The organism is Pyxidicoccus sp. M15, from assembly GCF_056858435.1.
Window position 1 is genome coordinate 6,623,948 of record NZ_CM166495.1, and the last position, 20,049, is coordinate 6,643,996.

At 71.9% G+C, this 20,049-nt stretch carries 14 protein-coding genes; 12 read left to right on the forward strand and 2 right to left on the reverse strand.

What is annotated here, in order from left to right; all coding sequences use genetic code 11:
- The first annotated feature begins 268 nt into the window (after window positions 1-268).
- The 3 genes from ACX9TP_RS24715 to ACX9TP_RS24725 all read left to right on the forward strand — a co-directional run bounded on the left by ACX9TP_RS24715 (window position 269) and on the right by ACX9TP_RS24725 (window position 4,022).
- Window positions 269-1,918 (forward strand): HAD-IG family 5'-nucleotidase, encoded by a 1,650-nt coding sequence (locus ACX9TP_RS24715; protein ID WP_482973070.1) that lies wholly within the window; start codon window positions 269-271, stop codon window positions 1,916-1,918.
- 120 nt (window positions 1,919-2,038) lie between these two features.
- A complete protein-coding gene (locus tag ACX9TP_RS24720; RefSeq protein WP_482973071.1) occupies window positions 2,039-3,310 on the forward strand; it encodes a glycerophosphodiester phosphodiesterase family protein in 1,272 nt (423 codons plus the stop codon).
- A gap of 118 nt (window positions 3,311-3,428) precedes the next feature.
- Window positions 3,429-4,022: a Uma2 family endonuclease gene (locus tag ACX9TP_RS24725; protein ID WP_482973072.1), complete on the forward strand. Its 594-nt coding sequence runs from the start codon at window positions 3,429-3,431 to the stop codon at window positions 4,020-4,022.
- Here ACX9TP_RS24725 and ACX9TP_RS24730 read toward each other — a convergent pair.
- Complete coding sequence (locus ACX9TP_RS24730) at window positions 4,019-4,891, reverse strand: aminotransferase class IV (protein WP_482973073.1); 873 nt, start codon at window positions 4,889-4,891, stop codon at window positions 4,019-4,021. The genes ACX9TP_RS24725 and ACX9TP_RS24730 overlap by 4 nt on opposite strands.
- A gap of 23 nt (window positions 4,892-4,914) precedes the next feature.
- Window positions 4,915-6,108, reverse strand: a complete 1,194-nt coding sequence (locus ACX9TP_RS24735) for a DmpA family aminopeptidase (protein ID WP_482973074.1) — start codon at window positions 6,106-6,108, stop codon at window positions 4,915-4,917.
- 194 nt (window positions 6,109-6,302) lie between these two features.
- Here ACX9TP_RS24735 and ACX9TP_RS24740 point away from each other — a divergent pair, with 194 nt between their 5' ends.
- From ACX9TP_RS24740 to ACX9TP_RS24780, 9 genes are all read left to right on the forward strand, one after another.
- On the forward strand, window positions 6,303-7,487 hold the full coding sequence (locus tag ACX9TP_RS24740; protein ID WP_482973075.1) for an HlyD family secretion protein: 1,185 nt from the start codon (window positions 6,303-6,305) through the stop codon (window positions 7,485-7,487).
- Window positions 7,484-10,291, forward strand: a complete 2,808-nt coding sequence (locus ACX9TP_RS24745) for an ATP-binding cassette domain-containing protein (protein WP_482973076.1) — start codon at window positions 7,484-7,486, stop codon at window positions 10,289-10,291. Before ACX9TP_RS24740 ends, ACX9TP_RS24745 begins: the two co-directional genes overlap by 4 nt.
- Window positions 10,284-12,425 (forward strand): ATP-binding cassette domain-containing protein, encoded by a 2,142-nt coding sequence (locus tag ACX9TP_RS24750; RefSeq protein ID WP_482973077.1) that lies wholly within the window; start codon window positions 10,284-10,286, stop codon window positions 12,423-12,425. The genes ACX9TP_RS24745 and ACX9TP_RS24750 overlap by 8 nt, the downstream gene beginning before the upstream one ends.
- Before the next feature lie 147 nt (window positions 12,426-12,572).
- Window positions 12,573-12,749, forward strand: a complete 177-nt coding sequence (locus ACX9TP_RS24755) for a hypothetical protein (RefSeq protein ID WP_482973078.1) — start codon at window positions 12,573-12,575, stop codon at window positions 12,747-12,749.
- Between the two features lie 111 nt (window positions 12,750-12,860).
- Window positions 12,861-13,538 carry a hypothetical protein gene (locus ACX9TP_RS24760; protein WP_482973079.1) on the forward strand — a complete coding sequence of 226 codons (678 nt, stop codon included), beginning with the start codon at window positions 12,861-12,863 and terminating at the stop codon, window positions 13,536-13,538.
- A complete protein-coding gene (locus tag ACX9TP_RS24765; RefSeq protein WP_482973080.1) occupies window positions 13,532-14,425 on the forward strand; it encodes a multinuclear nonheme iron-dependent oxidase in 894 nt (297 codons plus the stop codon). The genes ACX9TP_RS24760 and ACX9TP_RS24765 overlap by 7 nt, the downstream gene beginning before the upstream one ends.
- Window positions 14,422-18,816, forward strand: coding sequence for a YcaO-like family protein (locus tag ACX9TP_RS24770; RefSeq protein WP_482973081.1), 4,395 nt, complete (start codon window positions 14,422-14,424; stop codon window positions 18,814-18,816). Before ACX9TP_RS24765 ends, ACX9TP_RS24770 begins: the two co-directional genes overlap by 4 nt.
- On the forward strand, window positions 18,806-19,471 hold the full coding sequence (locus tag ACX9TP_RS24775; protein WP_482973082.1) for a TfuA-like protein: 666 nt from the start codon (window positions 18,806-18,808) through the stop codon (window positions 19,469-19,471). The genes ACX9TP_RS24770 and ACX9TP_RS24775 overlap by 11 nt, the downstream gene beginning before the upstream one ends.
- The gene (locus tag ACX9TP_RS24780; RefSeq protein WP_482973083.1) at window positions 19,468-20,049 is read left to right on the forward strand and encodes a GNAT family N-acetyltransferase; all 582 of its coding nucleotides are present in this window, start codon (window positions 19,468-19,470) and stop codon (window positions 20,047-20,049) included. Before ACX9TP_RS24775 ends, ACX9TP_RS24780 begins: the two co-directional genes overlap by 4 nt.

A 20,049-nucleotide genomic window follows, 5' to 3' on the forward strand; every position in this document is an offset into this window, starting at 1 on the left:
CCGTGGGCGCACGGGCGCTCACGCGGAGCCGGGCCTCCAGGAGTCGCACCCGGTCTTCGAGCGCGGCGATCCGGGCGGACAGGCGCGCATGGACCTCCTCGGCATCTTCCGAGGGCTGGCGTCGGGCGGGCGAGCGCATTGCAGGGGGTGAGCGTGCCACGCTCTCTCTGGACCCGGCAAGGACGAGCCGAGGGGACACGCGCGTGCTATGTGTTGATGTCCCGTGCCACAGACCCTCTCCCCCTTCCGACCCATCCCGGGCGGGCCCATGCAGGACCCGCTTCACGGGAGTTTTCGTTCTCCACTCAACCAGGCGCGAGCGGCGAACGCCTCACGACGCGCCCAGGAGCTGCTGGCCGACGAGGGGCTCACCCGGCTGCTCACCCTGCCGCGCGAGCGGCAGAACGTGGTGCCGCGGGCGCGGGAGGTGTTCGTCAACCGCAACCTGCGCATGTCGAGCCTGGAGCTGATCGGCTTCGACATGGACTACACGCTGGCCATCTACCACATGCGCCGGCTGGAGCAGCTCTCGTTCGACATGACGCTGGCGAAGCTGGTGACCGAGTACGGCTACCCGCCGATGGTGGGCGGCCTGCTCTATGACCACCACTTCGTGATGCGCGGGCTGGCGGTGGACCGCGTCAACGGAAACATCCTGAAGATGGACCGCTTCGGCCACGTGGGGCGTGCGTACCACGGGCTGCGCCCGCTGAAGCTCGAGGTGTGGCGCGAGCTGTACCGCAACAAGCGGGTGCGGCTGCGCAACCCGCAGTTCGCGTGGAACGACACGCTCTTCGCGCTGCCGGAGACGTGCCTGTTCGCGGGCATCATCGAGCTGATGGAGTCGCTCGGGCAGCGGGTGGACTACGGGAAGCTGTACGACGACATCCGCGAGGCCATCGACACGATTCACCGGGACAACTCGCTGAAGTTCGAGGTGCGCAAGGACCTGGGGCGCTACGTGTTCCTGGACCCGGAGCTGGGGCCGGCGTTGCACAAGCTGCGCTCGGGTGGGAAGCGGCTGTTCCTGCTGACGAACTCGGCGTGGGACTACACGGACGCGATGATGAAGTACCTGCTGGACGGGCAGCTGGCGGAGTACCCGAGCTGGCGCAACTACTTCGACGTGGTGGTGACGGCGGCGGGCAAGCCGGGGTTCTTCACGGAGGGGCGTCCCTTCCTGGAGCTGGATGCGACGACCGAGCACGGCCGCGTCATCGGCGAGGCGAGCTCGCTGGACCGGGGCAAGGTGTACTCGGGCGGCAACCTGGCGCGGTTCGAGGAGCTGACGGGGTACCGCGGGGAGAACATCCTCTACGTGGGGGACCACATCTACGGCGACATCCTGAAGTCGAAGAAGTCGTCACTGTGGCGCACGTGCATGGTGGTGCAGGAGATTGAAGACGAGATCACCTACACGGACTCGCGGCAGGAGGAGATTGGCACGCTGTCGCAGGTGGAGGTGGTGCGCGAGCGTCTGGACGACGAGGTGAACCACCACAAGACGCTGCTGAACACGCTGGAGCGCAGGCTGGATAGAGAGCCGCTGTCTCCGACGGAGCGCGTGCAGGCGGAGGAGCTCCGGAAGCAGACGAAGTTCGAGCTGGACCGGATGCGCCGGGCGCTGAAGGACGCGAACGAGATCGCGGACACGCTGGAGCAGGACGTCGAAGAGGGCTTCAACCCGTACTGGGGACTGCTGTTCAAGGAGGGCAACGAGAACAGCCGCTTCGGGTACCAGGTGGAGCAGTACGCCTGTCTGTACACGAGCCGCGTGTCGAACTTCCTGCACCACTCGCCCATGCAGTACTACCGGAGCCCGCGAGACAAGATGGCGCACGAGCAGGCCGGTGCACTGACCGCGGCGCTGTCGCCCATGGGTGGCGAGGGGCCTCCGAAGGGTGCGGGGAAGGACTGAGTCGTTGCTCACGAGTCCGCCGTGGAAACGTGGCGGACTCTTGACGTCACGGTTCTAGCGAGGAGTTGCAAGGTGCGCGCGGTTTCCGACCCCGAACTCCCGCAAGGAGCCGTGCGCCTCATGACTCCGACGAGACTGATGACCCTTGCCGCGGTGACGCTCACCGCGTGCTTCGCCTCCCCTGCCGTCGTGTCCGCCAGGGACAACGAGCTCAAGCCTCCACGCCGCCTCAACGTGCAGGTGGGCCCGCGCCCGTACTACCTCGTCGACGACATGGACGAGAGCCCCCTCAAGCGGAAGCTCCAGCAGTGCTCCGAGGGCCCGTTCTACAAGACGGAGTTCTCCATCGGGCACCGGGGCGCCCCGCTCCAGTTCCCCGAGCACACCAAGGAGTCCTACGAGGCCGCGGCCCGCATGGGCGCCGGCATCCTGGAGTGCGACGTCACCTTCACGAAGGACCGGCAGCTCGTGTGCCGCCATTCGCAGTGTGACCTGCACACCACCACCAACATCCTCGCCATCCCCGCGCTGGCCGCGAAGTGCACGCAGCCCTTCCTGCCGGCGAATCCCACCACGGGCCGCGCGGCCTCGGCGCTCTGCTGCACCAGCGACATCACCCTCGCCGAGTTCAAGCAGCTCTGCGGGAAGATGGACGCCTCCAACCCGGCGGCCACCACGGTGGCCCAGTACCTCGGGGGCACGGCCACCTGGCGCACGGACCTGTACTCCACCTGCGGCACCGTCCTGTCCCACAAGGAGAGCATCGAGCTGTTCAAGAAGCTCGACGTGAAGTTCACGCCGGAGCTCAAGGCCCCCAGCGTCCCCATGCCGTTCCAGGGCGAGTACACGCAGCAGCAGTACGCCCAGCAGATGATCGACGAGTACAAGCAGGCCCGCGTCGACCCGAGCGACGTCTGGCCGCAGTCGTTCGACCTCAACGACGTCCTCTACTGGCTCCAGCATGAGCCCCGCTTCGGCAGGCAGGGCGTGTACCTGGACGGCCGCTACGAAATCCCGGGCACCATCTTCGACCCGAACAACCCGACCACCTGGGTCCCCAGCATGGACGCGCTGGTCGGCTCGGGCGTGAAGATCATCGCGCCGCCCATCTACGTGCTCCTCACGCTGGACTCGGCGGGGAAGATCGTCCCGTCCGCGTACGCGAAGGCCGCGCGGGCCGCGGGCCTGGACATCATCACCTGGTCCTTCGAGCGCGCGGGCCCGTTGAAGACGGGCGGCGGCTTCTACTTCCAGTCCGTCGCTCCGGCGATCAACAACGACGGGGACATGTACGTCGCGCTCGATGTGCTTGCCCGGCAGGTCGGCGTCATCGGCATCTTCAGCGACTGGCCCGGCAGCGTGACGTATTACGCGAATTGCATGGGCCTGTAGTCGCGCTGGCAGTGAATGTCAGACCCCTCCGTAGACTCCCGCCCTGGCAGGTTGACTCCCCAATGCATCGGGTGCCATATGGCCAACCTGTCAGGTCATTTCTCCGGGAGGCGTGCGCATGGGGCAGGACAAGGGGAAGAAGCCGGTGTCCTACGAGGACATCGAGGCGCTTCCGCCGGGATGGGTGGGGGAGATCGTCGCGGGTGAGTTGTACGCCTCACCCCGTCCCGCGGTCGGCCACCTGCGGGTCGCATCCCGGGTGAGGGGATTGCTCATGCAAGCCTTCGAGCTCCCCCCAACGGGCCCGGCGGGTTGGTGGTTCCTGACCGAACCGGAACTGCACTTCGAGCCCAACATCCTGGTCCCGGATGTCGCCGGCTGGAGGCGCGAACGGGTTCCTGAGCCGACCGATCCGGAAACACCCTGGCTCACAGCCGCTCCAGATTGGCTATGCGAGGTGCTCTCCCCCTCCACCCGGACCATCGACCGGGTTCGCAAGATGCCCGTCTACCACCGCGAGGGAGTGCAGCACGCCTGGCTCATCGACCCCGTGCGTCGCACCCTGGAAGTGTACGGACGCGGGAAGAACGGCTGGGTGCGGACGGGCCTGTACGGCGGAAACACGGTAATACGCGAGGCCCCCTTCGAGACTGTCCCCCTGGACCTGGGACTCCTGTGGTCACCAGGCCCGGGCGGTGCCGCCCATCCCTAGGCCCCGAGGTCCGGAGGCACCTCCAGCCCCATCCGCTGCAGCAGCGCCCGCTGAAGTGCCCGCGTCATCGGGCCCGGCTTCCCCTCCCCCACCTTCGCCCCGTTCAACGCCACCACGGGCTGCACGTCCGTCGTCGTGCCGGCGAGGAACACCTCCTGGAAGTGGCCCCGGTCATTCACCGCCGCCGGCTGCTCCTTCACCGTCATCCCCAGCTCGCGGGCCAGCGCCAGCACGAGGTCCCGGGTGACGCCGGGAAGGATGCGCTGGTTCTTCGGGTGCGTGTGCAGCACGCCATCCATCACGACGAACACGCTCGTGGAGGCCCCCTCGGTGATGAAGCCATCGCGCACGAGCAGGGCCTCGAAGACGCCCGCTTCTTTCGCCTGCTGCTTGGCCATGATGTTCGGCAGCAGGTTGACCGTCTTCAAGTCACACCGCGCCCAGCGCAGGTCCGGCAGCATCAGCGCGCTCACCCCCTCCTTCCGCTGCGTCCACGGCACCTGGAACGGTGACGCGGACAGGTAGAGCGTCGGCGGAGTCCCCGCGGGAGGAAACGCATGGTTGCGCGGCGCGGCGCCACGGGTGAGCTGCAGGTACACCGTCGCCTGTCGCCCCGTCAGCCCGTTGGCCTCCAGCAACCGCTCACTGATGCCGCGCACCTGCGCCTTGTTGAAGCCCTCCGGCGTCGGCAGCTTCAGCTCCTGGATGCCCCGCTGCAGTCGCTCCCAGTGCTCCGACTCCAGGAACAGGCCGCTCGGGAGCACCCGCGTCACCTCGTACACCCCGTCCCCGAAGAGGAAGCCCCGGTCCTCCACCGACACCCGGGCCTGCTCCAACGGAAGGAACTCCCCGTTCAGATAGACGTGCATGCGCGCCTCGACGTACTCGTGCCTCAGGGTTTCCCAGCCTGCCCGATTCCATGCCGGCGCAGCACCTCGCGCACGCCCGACAGGGGAATCGCATCCACCTTCTGGCCATTCCCGCTCACCGTGCTGGCCATGAAGAGCGAGTTGTAGATGGCCTCCTCCGTCGCCTCCACCACCGCCTGGAACAGCGGCGACAGCGCGTCGTTGCCCAGCGTCTCCACCGTCATCCGTTCCGCGTTGAAGGCCCGGCGCACCGAGTCCGCCGTGGAGAACGCGATGACGTAGTCCCCCGAGCCATTCGACGCCGAGGAGCCCGTGCGCCCCAGCCCCAGCGTGGCACGCTCCGCGAGCCTCCGGAGGTTCCGGTGCTCCAGCGGCGCGTCCGTGGCCACCACCATCATGATGGACCCGTCCCCTCGCTCCTCCACGTCCTTCTGGAACGCATACCGCCCCAGCGCCCGGCCCACTGGCGCGCTCATGACCTGCAGGACGCCCCCGAAGTTGGACTGCACGAGCACACCCACCGTGTAGCCGCCCAGCTTCTTCGGCAGCACCCGCGACGACGTGCCGATGCCACCCTTCCACCCGAAGGCCACCGTCCCCGTCCCCGCCCCCACGCTGCCCTCCACCACCGGCCCCGTGGACGCCTGCGCGAGCGCCGCCCGCACCTCCTTTTCCCCCACCGGCCGCGTGCGGATGGCGTTGAGACGCCCGTCGTTCGTCTCGCCCACCACCGGGTTGATGGAGCGCACGTCCTCCATGCCGGGCTGCTCCAGCATCCAACCCACCAGGGCGTCCGCCACCCGCCAGACGCACAGCGTACAGGTGAGCAAGACGGGAGACTCCAGCTCCCCCAGCTCGTTTACCTGTGTGCTGCCCAGCAATTTACCGAAGCCGTTCGCCACGTGGATGGCGGCGGGCACCCTCTCGCGGAACAGGTTGCCCCCGTGCGGGAGGATGGCCGTGACACCCGTACGCACCGTGTCGCCGGACACCAGCGTGGTGTGCCCCACCCGCACGCCGGCCACGTCGGTGATGCCGTTGTGCGGCCCCGGCGTGAAGATGCCCGGCGCCACCCCGAGCTCCCGTGCCCGCACGCGCGCCTCCGTGGGCGCCTTCTTCGGGTCCGCCACCTTCTCCTCCTTCGCCGCGAGTGCCGGTGTCCCTACCAGCAGGAGCACCCACCCCAGCACCCTCCAGGCCTTCGCACTCTGTCTCATCCACCGCCTCCTGTGCTCCCGGGCCCGCGCATGGGGGCGCCGGGTGGGTCGCTTGAATTCCAACACCCGGTCTGCCAACACTCGCACGATGCGGTTGAAGCGAGCCACGGCCTCGTTGGCCCCCCCTTTCCGCTCGCGGGAGCACGGCGCCTGCCTCCACCGCCCCGCGTCGCCCCCTCCACCCTGAGCGCGGCATGGCGGTCCACTTCCAACGCACGCTGCGCTCCCTCGGGGAGGAACCTTCACTCGCGCCGCGGCTCGGGCTGCTCGCCGCCGTGCTGCTCCTGGGCGGCTGGCTCGTGTGGAGCCTCACTGCGGAGGTGACGCTCTACGAGACGACGCGGGCCGGCCGGCTGGAGGTCGCCCACCGGGCCCAGGAGGTCCGTGCCCCGCTCGACGGTGTGCTGAGCAGGCTGCACGTGAAGCTCGGGTCGAAGGTGGCGCCCGGAGACCTCCTCTTCGAGCTGGACGCGACGCGCCTCACCCTCGAGCGCGCCGAGGAGCAGGCCCGCCTGGAGTCGCTCCAGGCCCAGCTTCCGCGCCTGGAAGCGCAGCTTGCTCGCGAGCTGGAGCTGGGCACCGAGGCCACCCGCGCCGAGGCAATTTCCCTCGACTCGGCCCGCGCGCAGCAGCGTGCCACCGAGGCGCGCACCCAGCTGGCCGAGGCGGAGGCCCGGTCCTCCCAGGAGCTCCATGAGAAGGGGCTCACCGCGGAGCTGGACGCCCGCCGCCTCCAGGTCGAGGCGCGTGCCCAGCAGTCGTCCCTGGAGGAACAGCAGCTCCTCGTGGAGCGCCTCAAGCGGCAGCAGCGGGTGGGACACCTGGAGCGCGAGACGCGGCTGGAGGAGCTGCGTCGCGAGCTTGCCCGCATGCGGGGCGAGCTGCGGCACAGTGAGGCCACCCTCGCGCGCCTCACGCATGAGATTGAGCGCCATCAGGTCCGTGCCTCGCTGGCCGGCGAGGTGGGCGAGCTCGCCGCCGTTGCCCCGGGGAGCGTCATCGAGGAGCACGAGGCACTGGCCACCCTCGTTCCCACCGGAAGCGTGAGAATCGTCGCCGACTTCCCGGCCCTCGCCGTGGGACGGATTGGCCCGGGCCAGGCCGCGCAGATGCGCCTGGATGGGTTCCCCTGGACGGAGTACGGCATGCTCCCGGCCACGGTGGTGGAGGTGGCGGGCGAGAGCCGGGACGGCACCGTGCGCGTCGAGTGCGCGGTGGAGGCTCCCGAGGGCGCCACCGTCCCCCTGCGTCACGGGATGACGGGGACGGTGGAGGTCGCCGTGGAGCAGGTGTCTCCGTACCGGCTCCTCTTCCGGAGCGCGGGGCGCCTGCTCGGGACGGCCAGTCGCGCGGAGGCGCGGGCCGGAGCCGCGCCGTGAGCGCCACCGCCGTCACCTCCCGCCGCCTGCTCGTGCCCGAGGTCATCCAGACGTCGGCCATGGACTGCGGGCCGTCGTCCATCCACGCGCTCTGCGCGGGCTTCGGCATCCCGCTCCACTACGAGCGGCTGCGCACCGCCTGTGGCACCGACGTGGATGGCACCTCCATCGACACGCTGGAGGAGCTGCTCCGCGAGCTCGGGCTGGAGGCGGAGCAGGTGGTGCTGCCCGTCGAGCACCTGGCCCTGCCCGAGGCGCGCGCCCTTCCCGCCATCCTGGTGACGCGCATCCCCGGTGGGGCGCCGCACTTCGTGGTGGCGTGGCGACGGCATGGCCCGTTCATCCAGGTCATGGACCCGGCGAGCGGACGCAGGTGGGTCCGCTGGAAGGAGCTCGCCAGCACGCTCTATGTCCACACCGCCGAGGTCCCCGCGAGCGACTGGCGTGACTGGGCCCTCTCGGAGCTGGGGCTGACGCCGCTGCGCCACCGTCTGCGCCGTCTTGGCATTCCCGAGGACGGCGTGGGCCTCATCGCCGCGGCCCGGGAGGACCCGGAGTGGACCGCCATCGCCGCGCTGGAGGCCGCGTCCCTCACCTGCGAGTCCCTCGTGGAGGCCGGAGCGCTGCGGCCCGGTGAGGAAGCCCACACCGCGCTGCGGCGGCTGTGCGAGCGCTTCAGGACGCAGGGGCCGGAGGCGCTCTCCTCGGCCCTGCCCGACTCGCCGTGGCCCGTCACGCCCACCTCCGCCGGCGAGGACCCGCCCCGGGTGCACATGTCGGGCGCGGTCCTCATCCGCGTCTCCGGCCGTGAGCCCACGCGGGCGGCTGCGGCATCGGCAGGCGCGGCGGGAGCGACACCGACGTCCCCCGGTAGCGCGACGGCGGCATCGGCAGGCGCGGTGGAATCCGTGCCTCCCCGAAGCGCGGCGGCGGAAGCTCGCGCGGCGCTCGGTGGACCGTCCCCCGGCCCCCTGGCCGAGGTGTTCCGGCTCATCCGTGAGGACCGGCGCGTCTCCCTCCCCTCCATCCTGCTCGCGGTCCTCGTCGCGGCGGGCGGGCTGGGCTTCGAGGTGTTCCTGCTCCGGGGGCTGCTCGCCACGGGGACGCGACTGGGGCTGGCCGAGCAGCGGCTGGGGGCCGCGGCCGCCGTGCTCCTCTTCCTGGGCGCGCTCGTGCTGCTGGAGCTGAGCCTCGCGCCCATGCTCGCGCGCATCGGTCAGCGCGTGGAGGTGCGCCTGCGGTTGGCGTTCCTGCGCAAGCTGCCCCGGCTGCACGACCGCTACTTCCAGACGCGGCTCGCCTCGGACCTCGTGGACCGGTGCCATGGCATCCACCAGGTCCGGAGCCTCGCGCACCTGGCCGCGCGGCTGCTGCGCGCCGTCTTCCAGGTCCTCTTCACCGCGGCGGCCCTCATCTGGCTCGACCCGCCCGGCTGGCCCCTGCCCGTCCTCGCCGCGCTGGCCGCGCTCGCCCTTCCCGCGCTGGCCAATCCCCTGCTCACCGAGCGAGACCTGCGCATGCGCAGCCTCCGGGGCGCGCTGGGCCGCTTCTATCTCGACGCGCTCCTGGGCAGCGCGGCCATCCGCGCCCACCGCGCCGCCCGGCGCATCCGCCAGCGACACGAGGAGTTCCTCGTCGAGTACGCGCGGGCGGCCCGCTCGCTGCTCGGCGCCTCCATCGGCCTCGACACCATGCATGCCCTCCTCGGCTTCGCGCTCGCGGCGGGCATGGTGGCGGGCTACCTCGGCCGCAATGGCTCCTCCGGAGGCGTGCTCCTCGTCGCCTTCTGGGCGCTCCAGCTCCCCGTGCTGTCCCAGCAGCTCACCGCCCTGGCCCGCATGGTGCCGCCCATGCGCAACAGCACCGCGCGGCTGATGGAGCTGCTCGGCGGCCGCGAGGAGGTTGCCCCCGAAGCCCCGCCCGCCACCGAGCCTCCACCGTCGGAAGGTGTCTTCATCCAGCTGCGGCGTGTGGTCGTCCAGGCCCAGGGGCAGCGCATCCTCCAGGGCGTGGACCTCACCCTCGCGCCCGGGGAGCACGTGGCCATCGTCGGCACCTCCGGCGCGGGCAAGTCCACGCTGGCGGGCCTGCTGCTCGGCCTCCACGAGCCGAGCGAAGGCACGGTCCTCGTGGATGGAGGGCCGCTCGCGCCGCGGCTCACGGCGCTGCGCCGCGCGACGGCGTGGGTGGACCCGGCGCTGCAGCTCTGGAACCGCAGCCTCCTGGACAACCTCCGCTATGGCCTCCCACCCGGCGCGGAGCTGCCCCTCCAGGGCGTGCTCCACGCGGCCACGCTCCACGAGGTGCTGGAGCGCCAGAGCGAGGGCCTCCAGGAGCACGTCGGCGAAGGCGGCGCGCGTCTGTCGGGTGGCGAGGGCCAGCGGCTGCGGCTGGGCCGCGCGCTGCTGCGTCCCGGCGTCCGCCTGGTCATCATGGACGAGCCGCTGCGGGGCGTGGACCCGGCGCGGCGGCGCGCGCTGCTGGACTCCGCGCGGGCCCACTGGCGCGGCGCGACGCTGCTCTGCATCACCCACGCCCTGCGCGAGACACTCGCCTTCCCACGCGTCCTCGTCGTGCACGAAGGCCGCATCGTCGAGGACGGCCGCCCGGAGGATCTGGCCCTGCGGCCCCACTCCCGCTACCGCGCGCTGCTCGACGCCGAGCAGTCCGTCTGGCGCGAGCTGCGGGCCGACACCGGGTGGCGTCACTGGCGCATGGACGCGGGCCGGCTCGTGGAAGCGCGGCCCGAAGAGCGTGAGAGCGCACCGGCACCGCTGCGCATCGGAGGTCCGCCCCGTGGCTGAGGACTGGAGCGACTTCTGGCCGCTGACGCGCCTGGGTGAGGCCCTCGAAGGGCTGGCGACGCGCGCGGGCTACCACACGGAGCCGCTGGCGCGCGTGCCGCCACCGCCGAAGCTCGGCCACGAGCGCCACGCGCTGGCGAACTGGTTCGACCGCGCCGGGCCCTCGCTCGGCACGGAGGTCATCCAGGTGGAGGCCCGCCACGGAGACGTGGAGCGGCTGCTGACAGGCACCACCCCCGCCCTCTTCCAGCTCACTCCGCGAGGCGAGGCCACGCGCTTCCTCGCCGTCCTCCGCGCCACGCGCGCGCACGTCGAAGTGCTGTGCCCGGACGGGGACGTGCGCAGGCGGCCCATGGCCACGGTGTTGGGGTGGCTGCGGCGGGCCGCCGAGCGCGAGCCGGGCCTGGGCGTGGACGCGCTGCTGGCGGAGCTGGACGTGCCCGGGGCGCGTCGAGAGCGCGCGCGGAAGAACGTGCTCGCGGCGTGGCTGAAGGACCGGCCGGTGGGCGGCTGCTGGGTGCTCCGGCTGCCCGCCAGCGCCCCCTTCCGGCGCCAGCTCCGTCACTCCCGCCTGTGGGGCCAGCTCGGCCTCTTCGTCGCGGGCAACGTCGCGCTCTACGGCCTCTGGGCGCTGACCTGGTACCTCGCCGGACGGGGGGAGCTGGGAGGGCGGCTCGACCGGGGCTCGCTCCAGGCATGGGTGCTGCTGCTGCTGTCGCTCGTGCCGCTGCTCGCGCTCGTGGGCTGGACGCAGGGGCGCTTCGCGCTCGGCTTCGGAGCCCTCTTCAAGCAGCGGCTCCTCTGGGGCGCGCTCCGGATGCCGTCCGAGGACATCCGCCGCCGGGGGAGCGGTGGGCTCTTCGGGCTCGCGCTTGAGTCGGACACGCTGGAGAGCCTCGGGCTGAGCGGTGGCTTCCTCGCGCTCGCGGCGCTGTTCGAGCTGTCCGCCGCCGTCACGCTCCTCGCGACGGGGGCGGGCGGGCTCACGCAGGTGCTGGCGCTCGTGGCCTGGCTGGGGCTCACCGCCGCCCTGGCCGCCGTGCACGCGCGCCGCCGTCGTGCGTGGAGCGCCGCGCGCATCGCGATGACGCACGACATGGTGGAGAAGGTCGTGGGGCACCGCACGCGGCTCGTGCAGGAGGCACCGGAGCGGCTCCACGACGAGGAGGACCCCGCGCTCGACCGGTACCTGGCGCTGTGCGCGCGGATGGACCGGACCGAGGCGCTGCTGCTGACGCTGGTGCCGCGGGGCTGGACGCTCGTCGGCCTGTGCGCGCTGGTGCCCGCCTACCTCGCCGGCACGGCGGGCACGGCGGGGCTCGCGCTCGCCCTGGGCGGCGTCCTCCTGGCCTCGCGTGCCTTCTCGTGGCTGGGCTCGGGAGCCACCCAGCTCATCGACGCGGCCCTCGCGCTGAAGCAGACCGCGCCCCTCTGGAAGGCGGGGGCCCTGGACTGGGGAGCGGGAGACGCGTCCGTGCCCGTGCCCGGCCCCGAGTCACTGCCGCCGGGCACGCCGCTGATGGAAGGCCGGCGCCTCCACTTCGCGCACGAGGGCCGGAACACGGAGGTGCTCCAGGGCGTCGACCTGGAGATTCGCGCGGGAGACCGCATCCTCCTCGAAGGCAGCTCCGGCGCGGGGAAGTCCACGCTCGTCTCGCTGCTGTCGGGACTGCGGCAGCCCACCTCCGGATTGCTGCTGTCCGCGGGGCTGGACGTGGGGACGCTCGGCGAGCTCGGCTGGGGCCGGCAGGTGGCCGCCATCCTCCAGACGCACGAGAACCACGTCTTCACGGAGTCGTTCGCCTTCAACCTGCTGGTGGGCAGGGCCTGGCCGCCGCAAGCCGGGGACCTGGAGGACGCGCTCGCCCTGTGCCGGGAGCTGGGACTGGGGCCGCTCCTGGAGCGGATGCCCGGAGGGCTCAACCAGCTCGTGGGCGAGCAGGGCTGGCAGCTGTCGCACGGGGAGCGCAGCCGCCTCTTCATCGCCCGTGCGCTGCTGCAAGGGGCCCACCTCGTCATCCTCGACGAGAGCCTCGCCGCGTTGGACCCGGGCTCGCTGGAGCGCACCCTGCGCTGCGTGGAGCGGCACGCGCGAGCGCAACTGCTCATCGCGCACGGCACGCTGGCGGAGTGAGCGGGCAGAGGTCATCGGTTGACAGTTGTACGAAGGCTTCAATACGATTTCGTCACCCCCCCAGTGCATCTCCCTGCCCCGGTTCGCAGTGCGTTGGAGTGTTCCAACCGCCGTGCTCCGGGATTCTCAACACGAGGCAGGGACATCATGAGCAACACGCAGAAGCAGCAGAACGCCAGCGTCGAGCAGAAGACCGAGGCCATCGAGAAGGCGGAGAAGGCCCTCAAGATCGGCGTGAAGGTGAAGACGGGCATCAAGGGCGGCCCCGATGGCGACCCCCGCACGGGCGGCGCGACGGCCGGCAACAAGGAGTGGCAGGAGTAGTCACTCCCGCTGAGCAACCGCGAGGGGGACTCCGGTCCCCTTCGCACCTCGCGAGCCCCCTGATTCATGACCTCCTCAGCCTCTCCGAACCGTCCCGCGCCTGAAGCGCCCATGGCGGAGTCCGGCCTCGAGCAGCTGCTGCTGACCGACTCCGCCGACGCCCGCCTGACGCTCTACCTGCGCCTCCACTACAGCCCCCGCTGCGCGGCGGCCACCCGGGAGTGGCTGGAGCGCGAGCCCTCGCGGCTCCCCGGCAACACCGCGGCCTTCCTGCGCACCATCGACATGGAGCGGCTCGGCATCGAGCAGCGCGCGCGCGCCCGGAATCTGCTGACGTGGCTGCGCGACTCCAGCGCGGACGTCTTCGAGGTCCTTCCCGAGCCCGAGCACCTCCCGCTGGTGGCGGCCTTCGCGGACTCGGACCAGTTCTGGTGGGAGGGGGCCCGGAGCACGCGGGAGAACTTCTGCCTCCACGCCGCGAGGACGCTGGCGGGCCGGGGCGACGCGCTGCGCGCCGACCTGGTGCGCTTCCTCGGGGCCGTGGATGGCCTGCGCTCCGACCCCTCCAGGAGCACGCCCTGGGCGGACTGGGGACACTCGCGCGTGGAGCTGCCGGACGGGAGCATCGCGGAACAGCTTCCCTCTCGATGGGCCCTGACCGACGCCTCCGGGGAGCTCCCGGGCAGCCGCCGGTACGCGCACCTGAGCACCACCGCGCCGGCGAGCTTCCAGCTCACCGTGGGCATCACCCCCGACATGAACGTCATCGTGGATTGCCAGCCATGCTGAACACCCAGGACGGCCGCATCCCCCGCGTGGGGTTTGGACTCGACCACCAGTACTACGGCCGCTATCCCGGCCGGCTGGACGGCCTGTTCAACCACTACCGCGACCGGCTCAGCCACCTCTCCATCGTCGCGGTGCCGGACGTGGTCAGCGCGCGGCGCATCAAGGAGCTGGCCGGCGCGCATCCCATCATCCACCACCTGACGGGCGTGGCCCCCGCGAACCCCACGGGCGCGGACCTGCGCCAGCTCGCGGTGCTGGACGAAATCTCACGCGTCTTCGATGCGCAGTGGGCCGGAGAGGACCTGGGCATCTGGACCTTCGGTCCATACAACCTCCCCTACTTCATTCCCCCGCTCTTCGAGGCCGAGGTCGCCGAGCGCGTCTGCGACGAGATCTTCCGCGTGCAGGAACGCTCCTCGGTGCCGTTCCTGGCGGAGGTGCCCTCCTGCCAGTTCGTGGCCGGCCGGCTCACGCTGGGCGAGTTCTTCCACCGCGTCGTCGGGCGCACGCGCTGCCCCGTCGTGCTCGACCTCAGCCACGTCTTCTCGTACGGGCTCGTCACCTCCACGCCTCCGGGGGAGGTGCTCCGCTCGCTGCCGCTGGACAAGGTGTGGGAGGTCCACGTGGCGGGCGGCTCCATCAACAAGAACCACCCGTTCCGCTACATCGACAGCCACAGCACGGCCATCATGGAGCCGGTGATGGAGCTGCTGCGCGACGCCGTGGCGCTCTGCCCCGAGCTGAAGGCCGTGACGTACGAGATCGGCATGAAGCTGCCCGCGGAGACCCTCGAAGCGGACCTGGGCCGGCTCGACGCCCTGCTCGGCGCGGCCGGCTTCGTTCCCCGCATTGGCCAGGACACCCCACCTTCGGTCCTCTCCGCATGAAGCGCAGCGTCTGGAACCTCCGCGAGACACTGTTCGGCACCCGCGCGCCCGCCGTCACCGGCCGGGGCGCGAAGCTGCTGCTCCTCGACGACGGCCTCCGCACGCCCATGGACTGGGGCGGCCGGCTCCGCAACCTCACCCCGGATGGGAGCGACACCCCGCGGCAGCAGACGCACCATGCCGCGCGGGGCGCCTCCCTCTGCGCGGAGGGCGCCGAGTCGCGGGACGCCGAGGGTGGCCCGCTGGGCGTCGCGCCACAGGCCCACGTCCTCAGCGCGGACTACGCGGTTCCGGGCGAGCAGGGCTACACCGACTTCCTGCGCGAGGTGGTGCGGGAGCACGGGCGTCCCGACGTCGTCTCGCACGCGTACTCGGCGCCGGAGCACCACGGGCTGGCGCACGAGGGCCGCGCGGAGTTCGCGCTCCTCGCGGATGCCGACCCCGCGCTGGCCAGCCTGCACATCGCGGCGGCCGGGCACGAGGGCCCCCGGGGCCTGCGCTTCCCCGCGACGTGTGAGTCGGTCCTCTCCGTCGGCGTCTGCGACGAGGAGGGCCGGCCCACGTCGTATTGCAGCGTCGACGCCGAGGCGCGAAAGCCCGAGCTGCTGGTGCTGGACCGGCCCTACGCGGCCCGGCGCGAGGACGGCGGCCTGGGCACCCTCAACGGCACGTCGGCGGCGGCCAACATCGTCGCCGGGCTGGCGGCGCTGTGGTGCGAGCGGCTGCGCGCCCTCGGCGTGGAGCCCGTGCCCGCGCTGCTGCGCGCCGTGCTCCTGGCCGCCTCCGCGCCCTCGCCCGTGGCGGCGCACCGGATCGCGGTGGCCCACGCGGCCCTGTTCGAGCCCCTGCCGCTGTTCGCCGTCGCGGAGCGGCGCCAGGACGCGGCCCGGTGGACGTACACCGTCCGGGTGCCAGCAGCGGGCTCCGTACAGCTCTGTGCCGTGGCCCAGCGCGGCCCCCAGTCGAAGCTCTGGCTCGCGCCGCCGCTCTCCGTGACGCTGCGGGTGGAGGGCGCGGGACGTCACGAAGTCACGGCGGGCAACTGGGCACGCCTGGACTTCACCGTGGACGCGGCCACGGTGCTCGAGGTGACGGTCGACGTGGACGGCCCCGTGGAAGGCCTGGGGCTCGCCGTACTCGGGGCTGAGAAGGCCCCGGCCGCGCAAGAGCGGCGCCCCTCCCTTCCCCGCCGTCCGCGCGTGGTGGTGGGCATCTCCGCCAGCCATGACGCCTCGGCGTGCGTGCTGAAGGACGGCAGGCTCGTGTCCGCCATCCAGCTCGAGCGGCTCTCCCGCCGCAAGCATGACGGCGCCGGGTTCCTGAGCACACGGGAGACGATTGACTACTGCCTCCAGGCGGTGGGGCTGCGTCCGGCGGACGTGGACCTCTTCGCCTTCAACCTCCAGCCCGTCATCCCCGGCTACGTCGGGCTGTCACAGCCGAGCGCGGACGAGGCCTTCGACGTGTTCGACCCCTTCGGGGACCGGGCGCTCTTCGTCTCGCACCACCTGGCACACGCCTTCGGCGCCTTCTTCGCCTCGCCCTTCGAGCAGGCCACCGTCTTCGTGGCGGACGGCTCGGGCGGCAGCACCGTGGGCGAGCCGGACCTCGTGCTTCGCGGCGCCGAGCTCGCCGAGTACCTGGCCCGCCCCCTCCACGAGCGCCCGGCGCTCCATGTGCAATCCGGCTACACCTTCACCCGTGACGGCTACCAACTCGTGGAGCGGGAGCTGGCGCCCTCGTTCAACACGCGGTGCGGCTCGTCATCGCTGGGTGAGATGTACGCGGCCGTCAGCCAGTACATCTTCGGCGACTGGATGGAGGGCAGCGGCAAGCTGATGGGGCTGGCGCCCTACGGCGATGCGGCCGCCTTCGGCCCCAGCCTGCTGACGCGCGACGCGCAGGGGCGCCTCCAGTTCCGGGCGGACTGGAAGGACCGGTTCCGCAAGGCGACGGGCGCTCGCGAGCCCGCCGCGCAGCGCGACCTGGCAGCGCGCGTCCAGAAGGACCTGGAGGAGGCGCTGGTGGAGCGGCTGCGCCACCTCCTGTCACAGACGGGCAGGCCGGACGTGGCCTTCTCCGGAGGCATCGCGCTCAACAGCGTGGCCAACGAGCGGCTCCTGCGGGAAACGGGCGCCAGCCGGCTCTACGTGTTGCCGGCCAGCAACGATGCGGGCATCTCCATCGGCGCGGCGGCCGCGGGCGAGTTCGTCCTGACCGGGAACACCGGCCGCGAGCCCGTGCCGAGCGACTTCCTCGGCTACGCGTACCGCGACGAGGACTGCCGCAAGGCCCTGGACGCGTACGCCTCGGTGACCGAGTGGGAAGAGGTCCGTCTCGAGGACGTGGCGGAGCGCCTGCGGGCCGGACAGGTGATTGGCTGGTTCGAGGGCGGCGCCGAGTTCGGCCCGCGCGCGCTCGGTCACCGGAGCATCCTGGCGGACCCGCGCGAGAAGCGGACGTGGCAGTACATCAACCGCTACATCAAGTTCCGCGAGGACTTCCGCCCCTTCGCCCCCGTCGTCCCGACGGAGCGCGCCGCCGAGTTCTTCGACATCACCCAGCCGTCGCCGCACATGCTGCGCGTGGTGCCAGTGCGCCCGCATGCGCGCGAGCGGCTCGGGGCCGTCACCCACGTCGACGGCAGCGCCCGCGTGCAGACGGTGGACCGCGACGTCCAGCCGCGGCTGCATGAAGTCCTGGAGCGCTTCGGGGCGCATACCGGCCTGCCCGTGCTGCTCAACACCTCGCTCAACGTGCGCGGGGAGCCCATCGTCGAGACGCCGCTGCAGGCCATCGAGCTGCTGCTGGCCACCCACCTCGATGCGCTCGTGCTCGGGCGCTACCTCGTGCGCCCCAAACAGCTTCGCGCCGGGACGCTCCAGGGGGACACGCGCATCCGCCTGCCGCCCAAGACGCGCGTCGTGTGCGAGGCCGCGCATGGCACGCCCACCGCCCGGCTCATCGCGGGTGCGCGCGGCCACCGCGACTACCCGCTTCCCCCCTGGGCCTTCCGCGTGTTGAGCCACGCGGACGGCAGCCGGAGCGTCGCGGAGCTGCTCGACACCCACCTGCGAGGAGAGGAAGACCCGGTGGCCGCACGCGCCTTCCTCGATGACCTCGCCACCACGCGGCTGCTCCTCGTGGACGAGCCGGACGCGCCGCGGCCCGCCCCCAGGCCCGCCGCGTCCTGGAACGGGCTCTCGCTGCTGCTGGAGGAGGCCGACCACCAGCCGCTCCCGGAGGGGCGCACCCGGACGAAGACGGTGGAGCAGACGCTGGACACCGTGTGGCCGCTGCGCGCGAAGCTGGGCATCACCCGCGTGGCGGACGTGACGGGTTATGACCCCGTCGGCCTGCCCGTCGTCGTGGCGACACGCCCGGCGGTGTCGAAGCTCCAGATCACCGTCAACCAGGGCAAGGGCGTGCGGCCCGAGGACGCGTTGGTCTCCGCGCTGCAGGAGGCCGTGGAGCGCTTCTCCGCGAGCCAGTTCCCCGCCCAGCGCACCGCCACGCCGGAGGAGCTGCGCGGGGGGGAGGAGGCCGTCTGTCCGCCGGAGCAGCTCGGCGCGGACGCCGTCACGGGACGGCGGCTGGAGTGGGTGCTGGGCATGGGGCTGCGCAGCGGGCGCCGGACGTGGGTGCCCGCGGCCGAGGTGCTCTTCCCCTACGTGACGCCCGAGGGCTGCGTGCGGCCCATGCGCCCGTCGACCACGGGGCTGGCGTCCGGCAACACGCGCGGCGAGGCCATCTCCCAGGCGCTCTGCGAGGTCATCGAGCGCGATGCCGTGTCCCGGTTCCGCGAGGGGGCGAAGGTCCCCCTGCTCGACCTCACCACCGTGACGGACCCGCTGGAGCGGCGCATCCTCGAGCACTTCGAGAAGGCGGGCGTCCAGCTCGTCGTGCTGGACCTGAGCGGGCTCGCCGCCCTGCCCGTCTACATGGCGGTGTCGTGGCAGTGGGAGGGTGCCAGCCCCCCGGTGCTGCCCGCCGGCCAGGGCGCGGCGCTCTCACCCCGGCAGGCGCTGCGCCGCGCGTTGTTGGAGGCCGCGCAGAGCCGCGTCGTGGCCATCCAGGGGAGCCGCGAGGACCTGTACCGCCACGCCTCGGAATGGGAGGAGACCCACGAGGCCGCCGAGCGCCTCTTCCACGCGATGCGCGCGAGCGCGGAAGCGGTGGGGCGCACCTCCCTGCCGCCGGAACCCGAGCCCCCGGGCTCGGTCCATGGCCAGCTCACACAGTTGCTCGGCCGCCTCGAGGCCCGCGGCCATGACGAGGTGTATGTGACGGACCTCACCCATCCGCAGCTCCGCGTCCCCGTGGTGCACGTCGCCGTGCCAGGGCTCGTGGACACGGTCATCGAGCCCGGGAGGCGCCGCCATGTGGGGTGACCGGCTCACCATGCGCCCCATCGTCTTCGCGGGCCCCTCCCTCTCCCGGCTGCCCGCGCCCCTGCGCGAGCGCATCGACCTGCGCCCTCCCGTGCGCCGGGACGACCTCACCGCCCTGCTGAAGCTGCCGCCGGGCCGCGCCGTCATCATCGACGGCCTCTTCGGCCAGTCCATGGCCGTCACCCCCACCGAGTGCCGCGAGCTGCTCTTCGCGGGCTGGACGCTGTGGGGCGCGTCGAGCATGGGCGCCCTGCGCGCCAGTGAGCTGTGGTCGCTGGGGATGATGGGCGTGGGCGACATCTACCTGATGATGCGCTCGGGCGTGGTGATGGCGGACGACGAGGTCGCCGTGGGCTACCACCCCGACACGCACGAGGAGCTCACCGCAGCGCTCGTCCACGTCCGCGCCGTCCTCTCCCGCCTGGAGCGCGAGGGGGCCACCCGCGAGGAGACGCGCGCGGCCTTCGAGGTGGCGCGCGGCATCTACTGGCTGGAGCGCAGCTGGCGGCGGCTCCTGTCCCTGTGGGCCCAGGCGGGAATGTCTCCGGAGCGGCTCGAGTCCGCGGCGCGCTGGAGCCGCGAGCCCTCCTGCCATCCGAAGGTCCAGGACGCGGAGCTTGCCGTACGGGTGGCGACGACGGACTTCTGGCCATGAGCATGAACGACAACGACATCCTCATCGGGGAGACCGCGCGCGTGCTGCTGGCCGTCCCGTCACCCGCCGCCGCGCCGCGCGTCGTGGACTACTTCCAGCGCAACCGCGAGCACTTCGCGCCCTGGTCCCCGCCCCGCCCCGAGGGCTACCACGCCGAGTCCGCGTGGCGGGAGCGGCTGGCGGCGGCGCAGGAGGAGCAGCGGCAGGGCACCAGCCTGCGCCTCATGCTGTTGTCGCGCGCGCAGGCGGGACAGCCGGTGGTGGGCGACATCAGCTTCACCGCCATCGTCCGGGGGCCGTTCATGGCGTGCTACCTCGGCTACCAGCTGGACCAGGGGGCCGTGGGTCAGGGCGTGATGCACGACGCGCTGAAGGTGGCCATCGGCCACGTCTTCCACGTGCTGAAGCTGCACCGAATCATGGCGAACTACATGCCCACCAACGTGCGGAGCGCGCGGCTGTTGCGCAGGCTCGGCTTCGTTCCGGAGGGCTTCGCCCGCGACTACCTCTTCATCGCCGGGGCCTGGCAGGACCACGTCCTCACGGCCCTCACCCACCCCGACGGCATCACCCCGTAG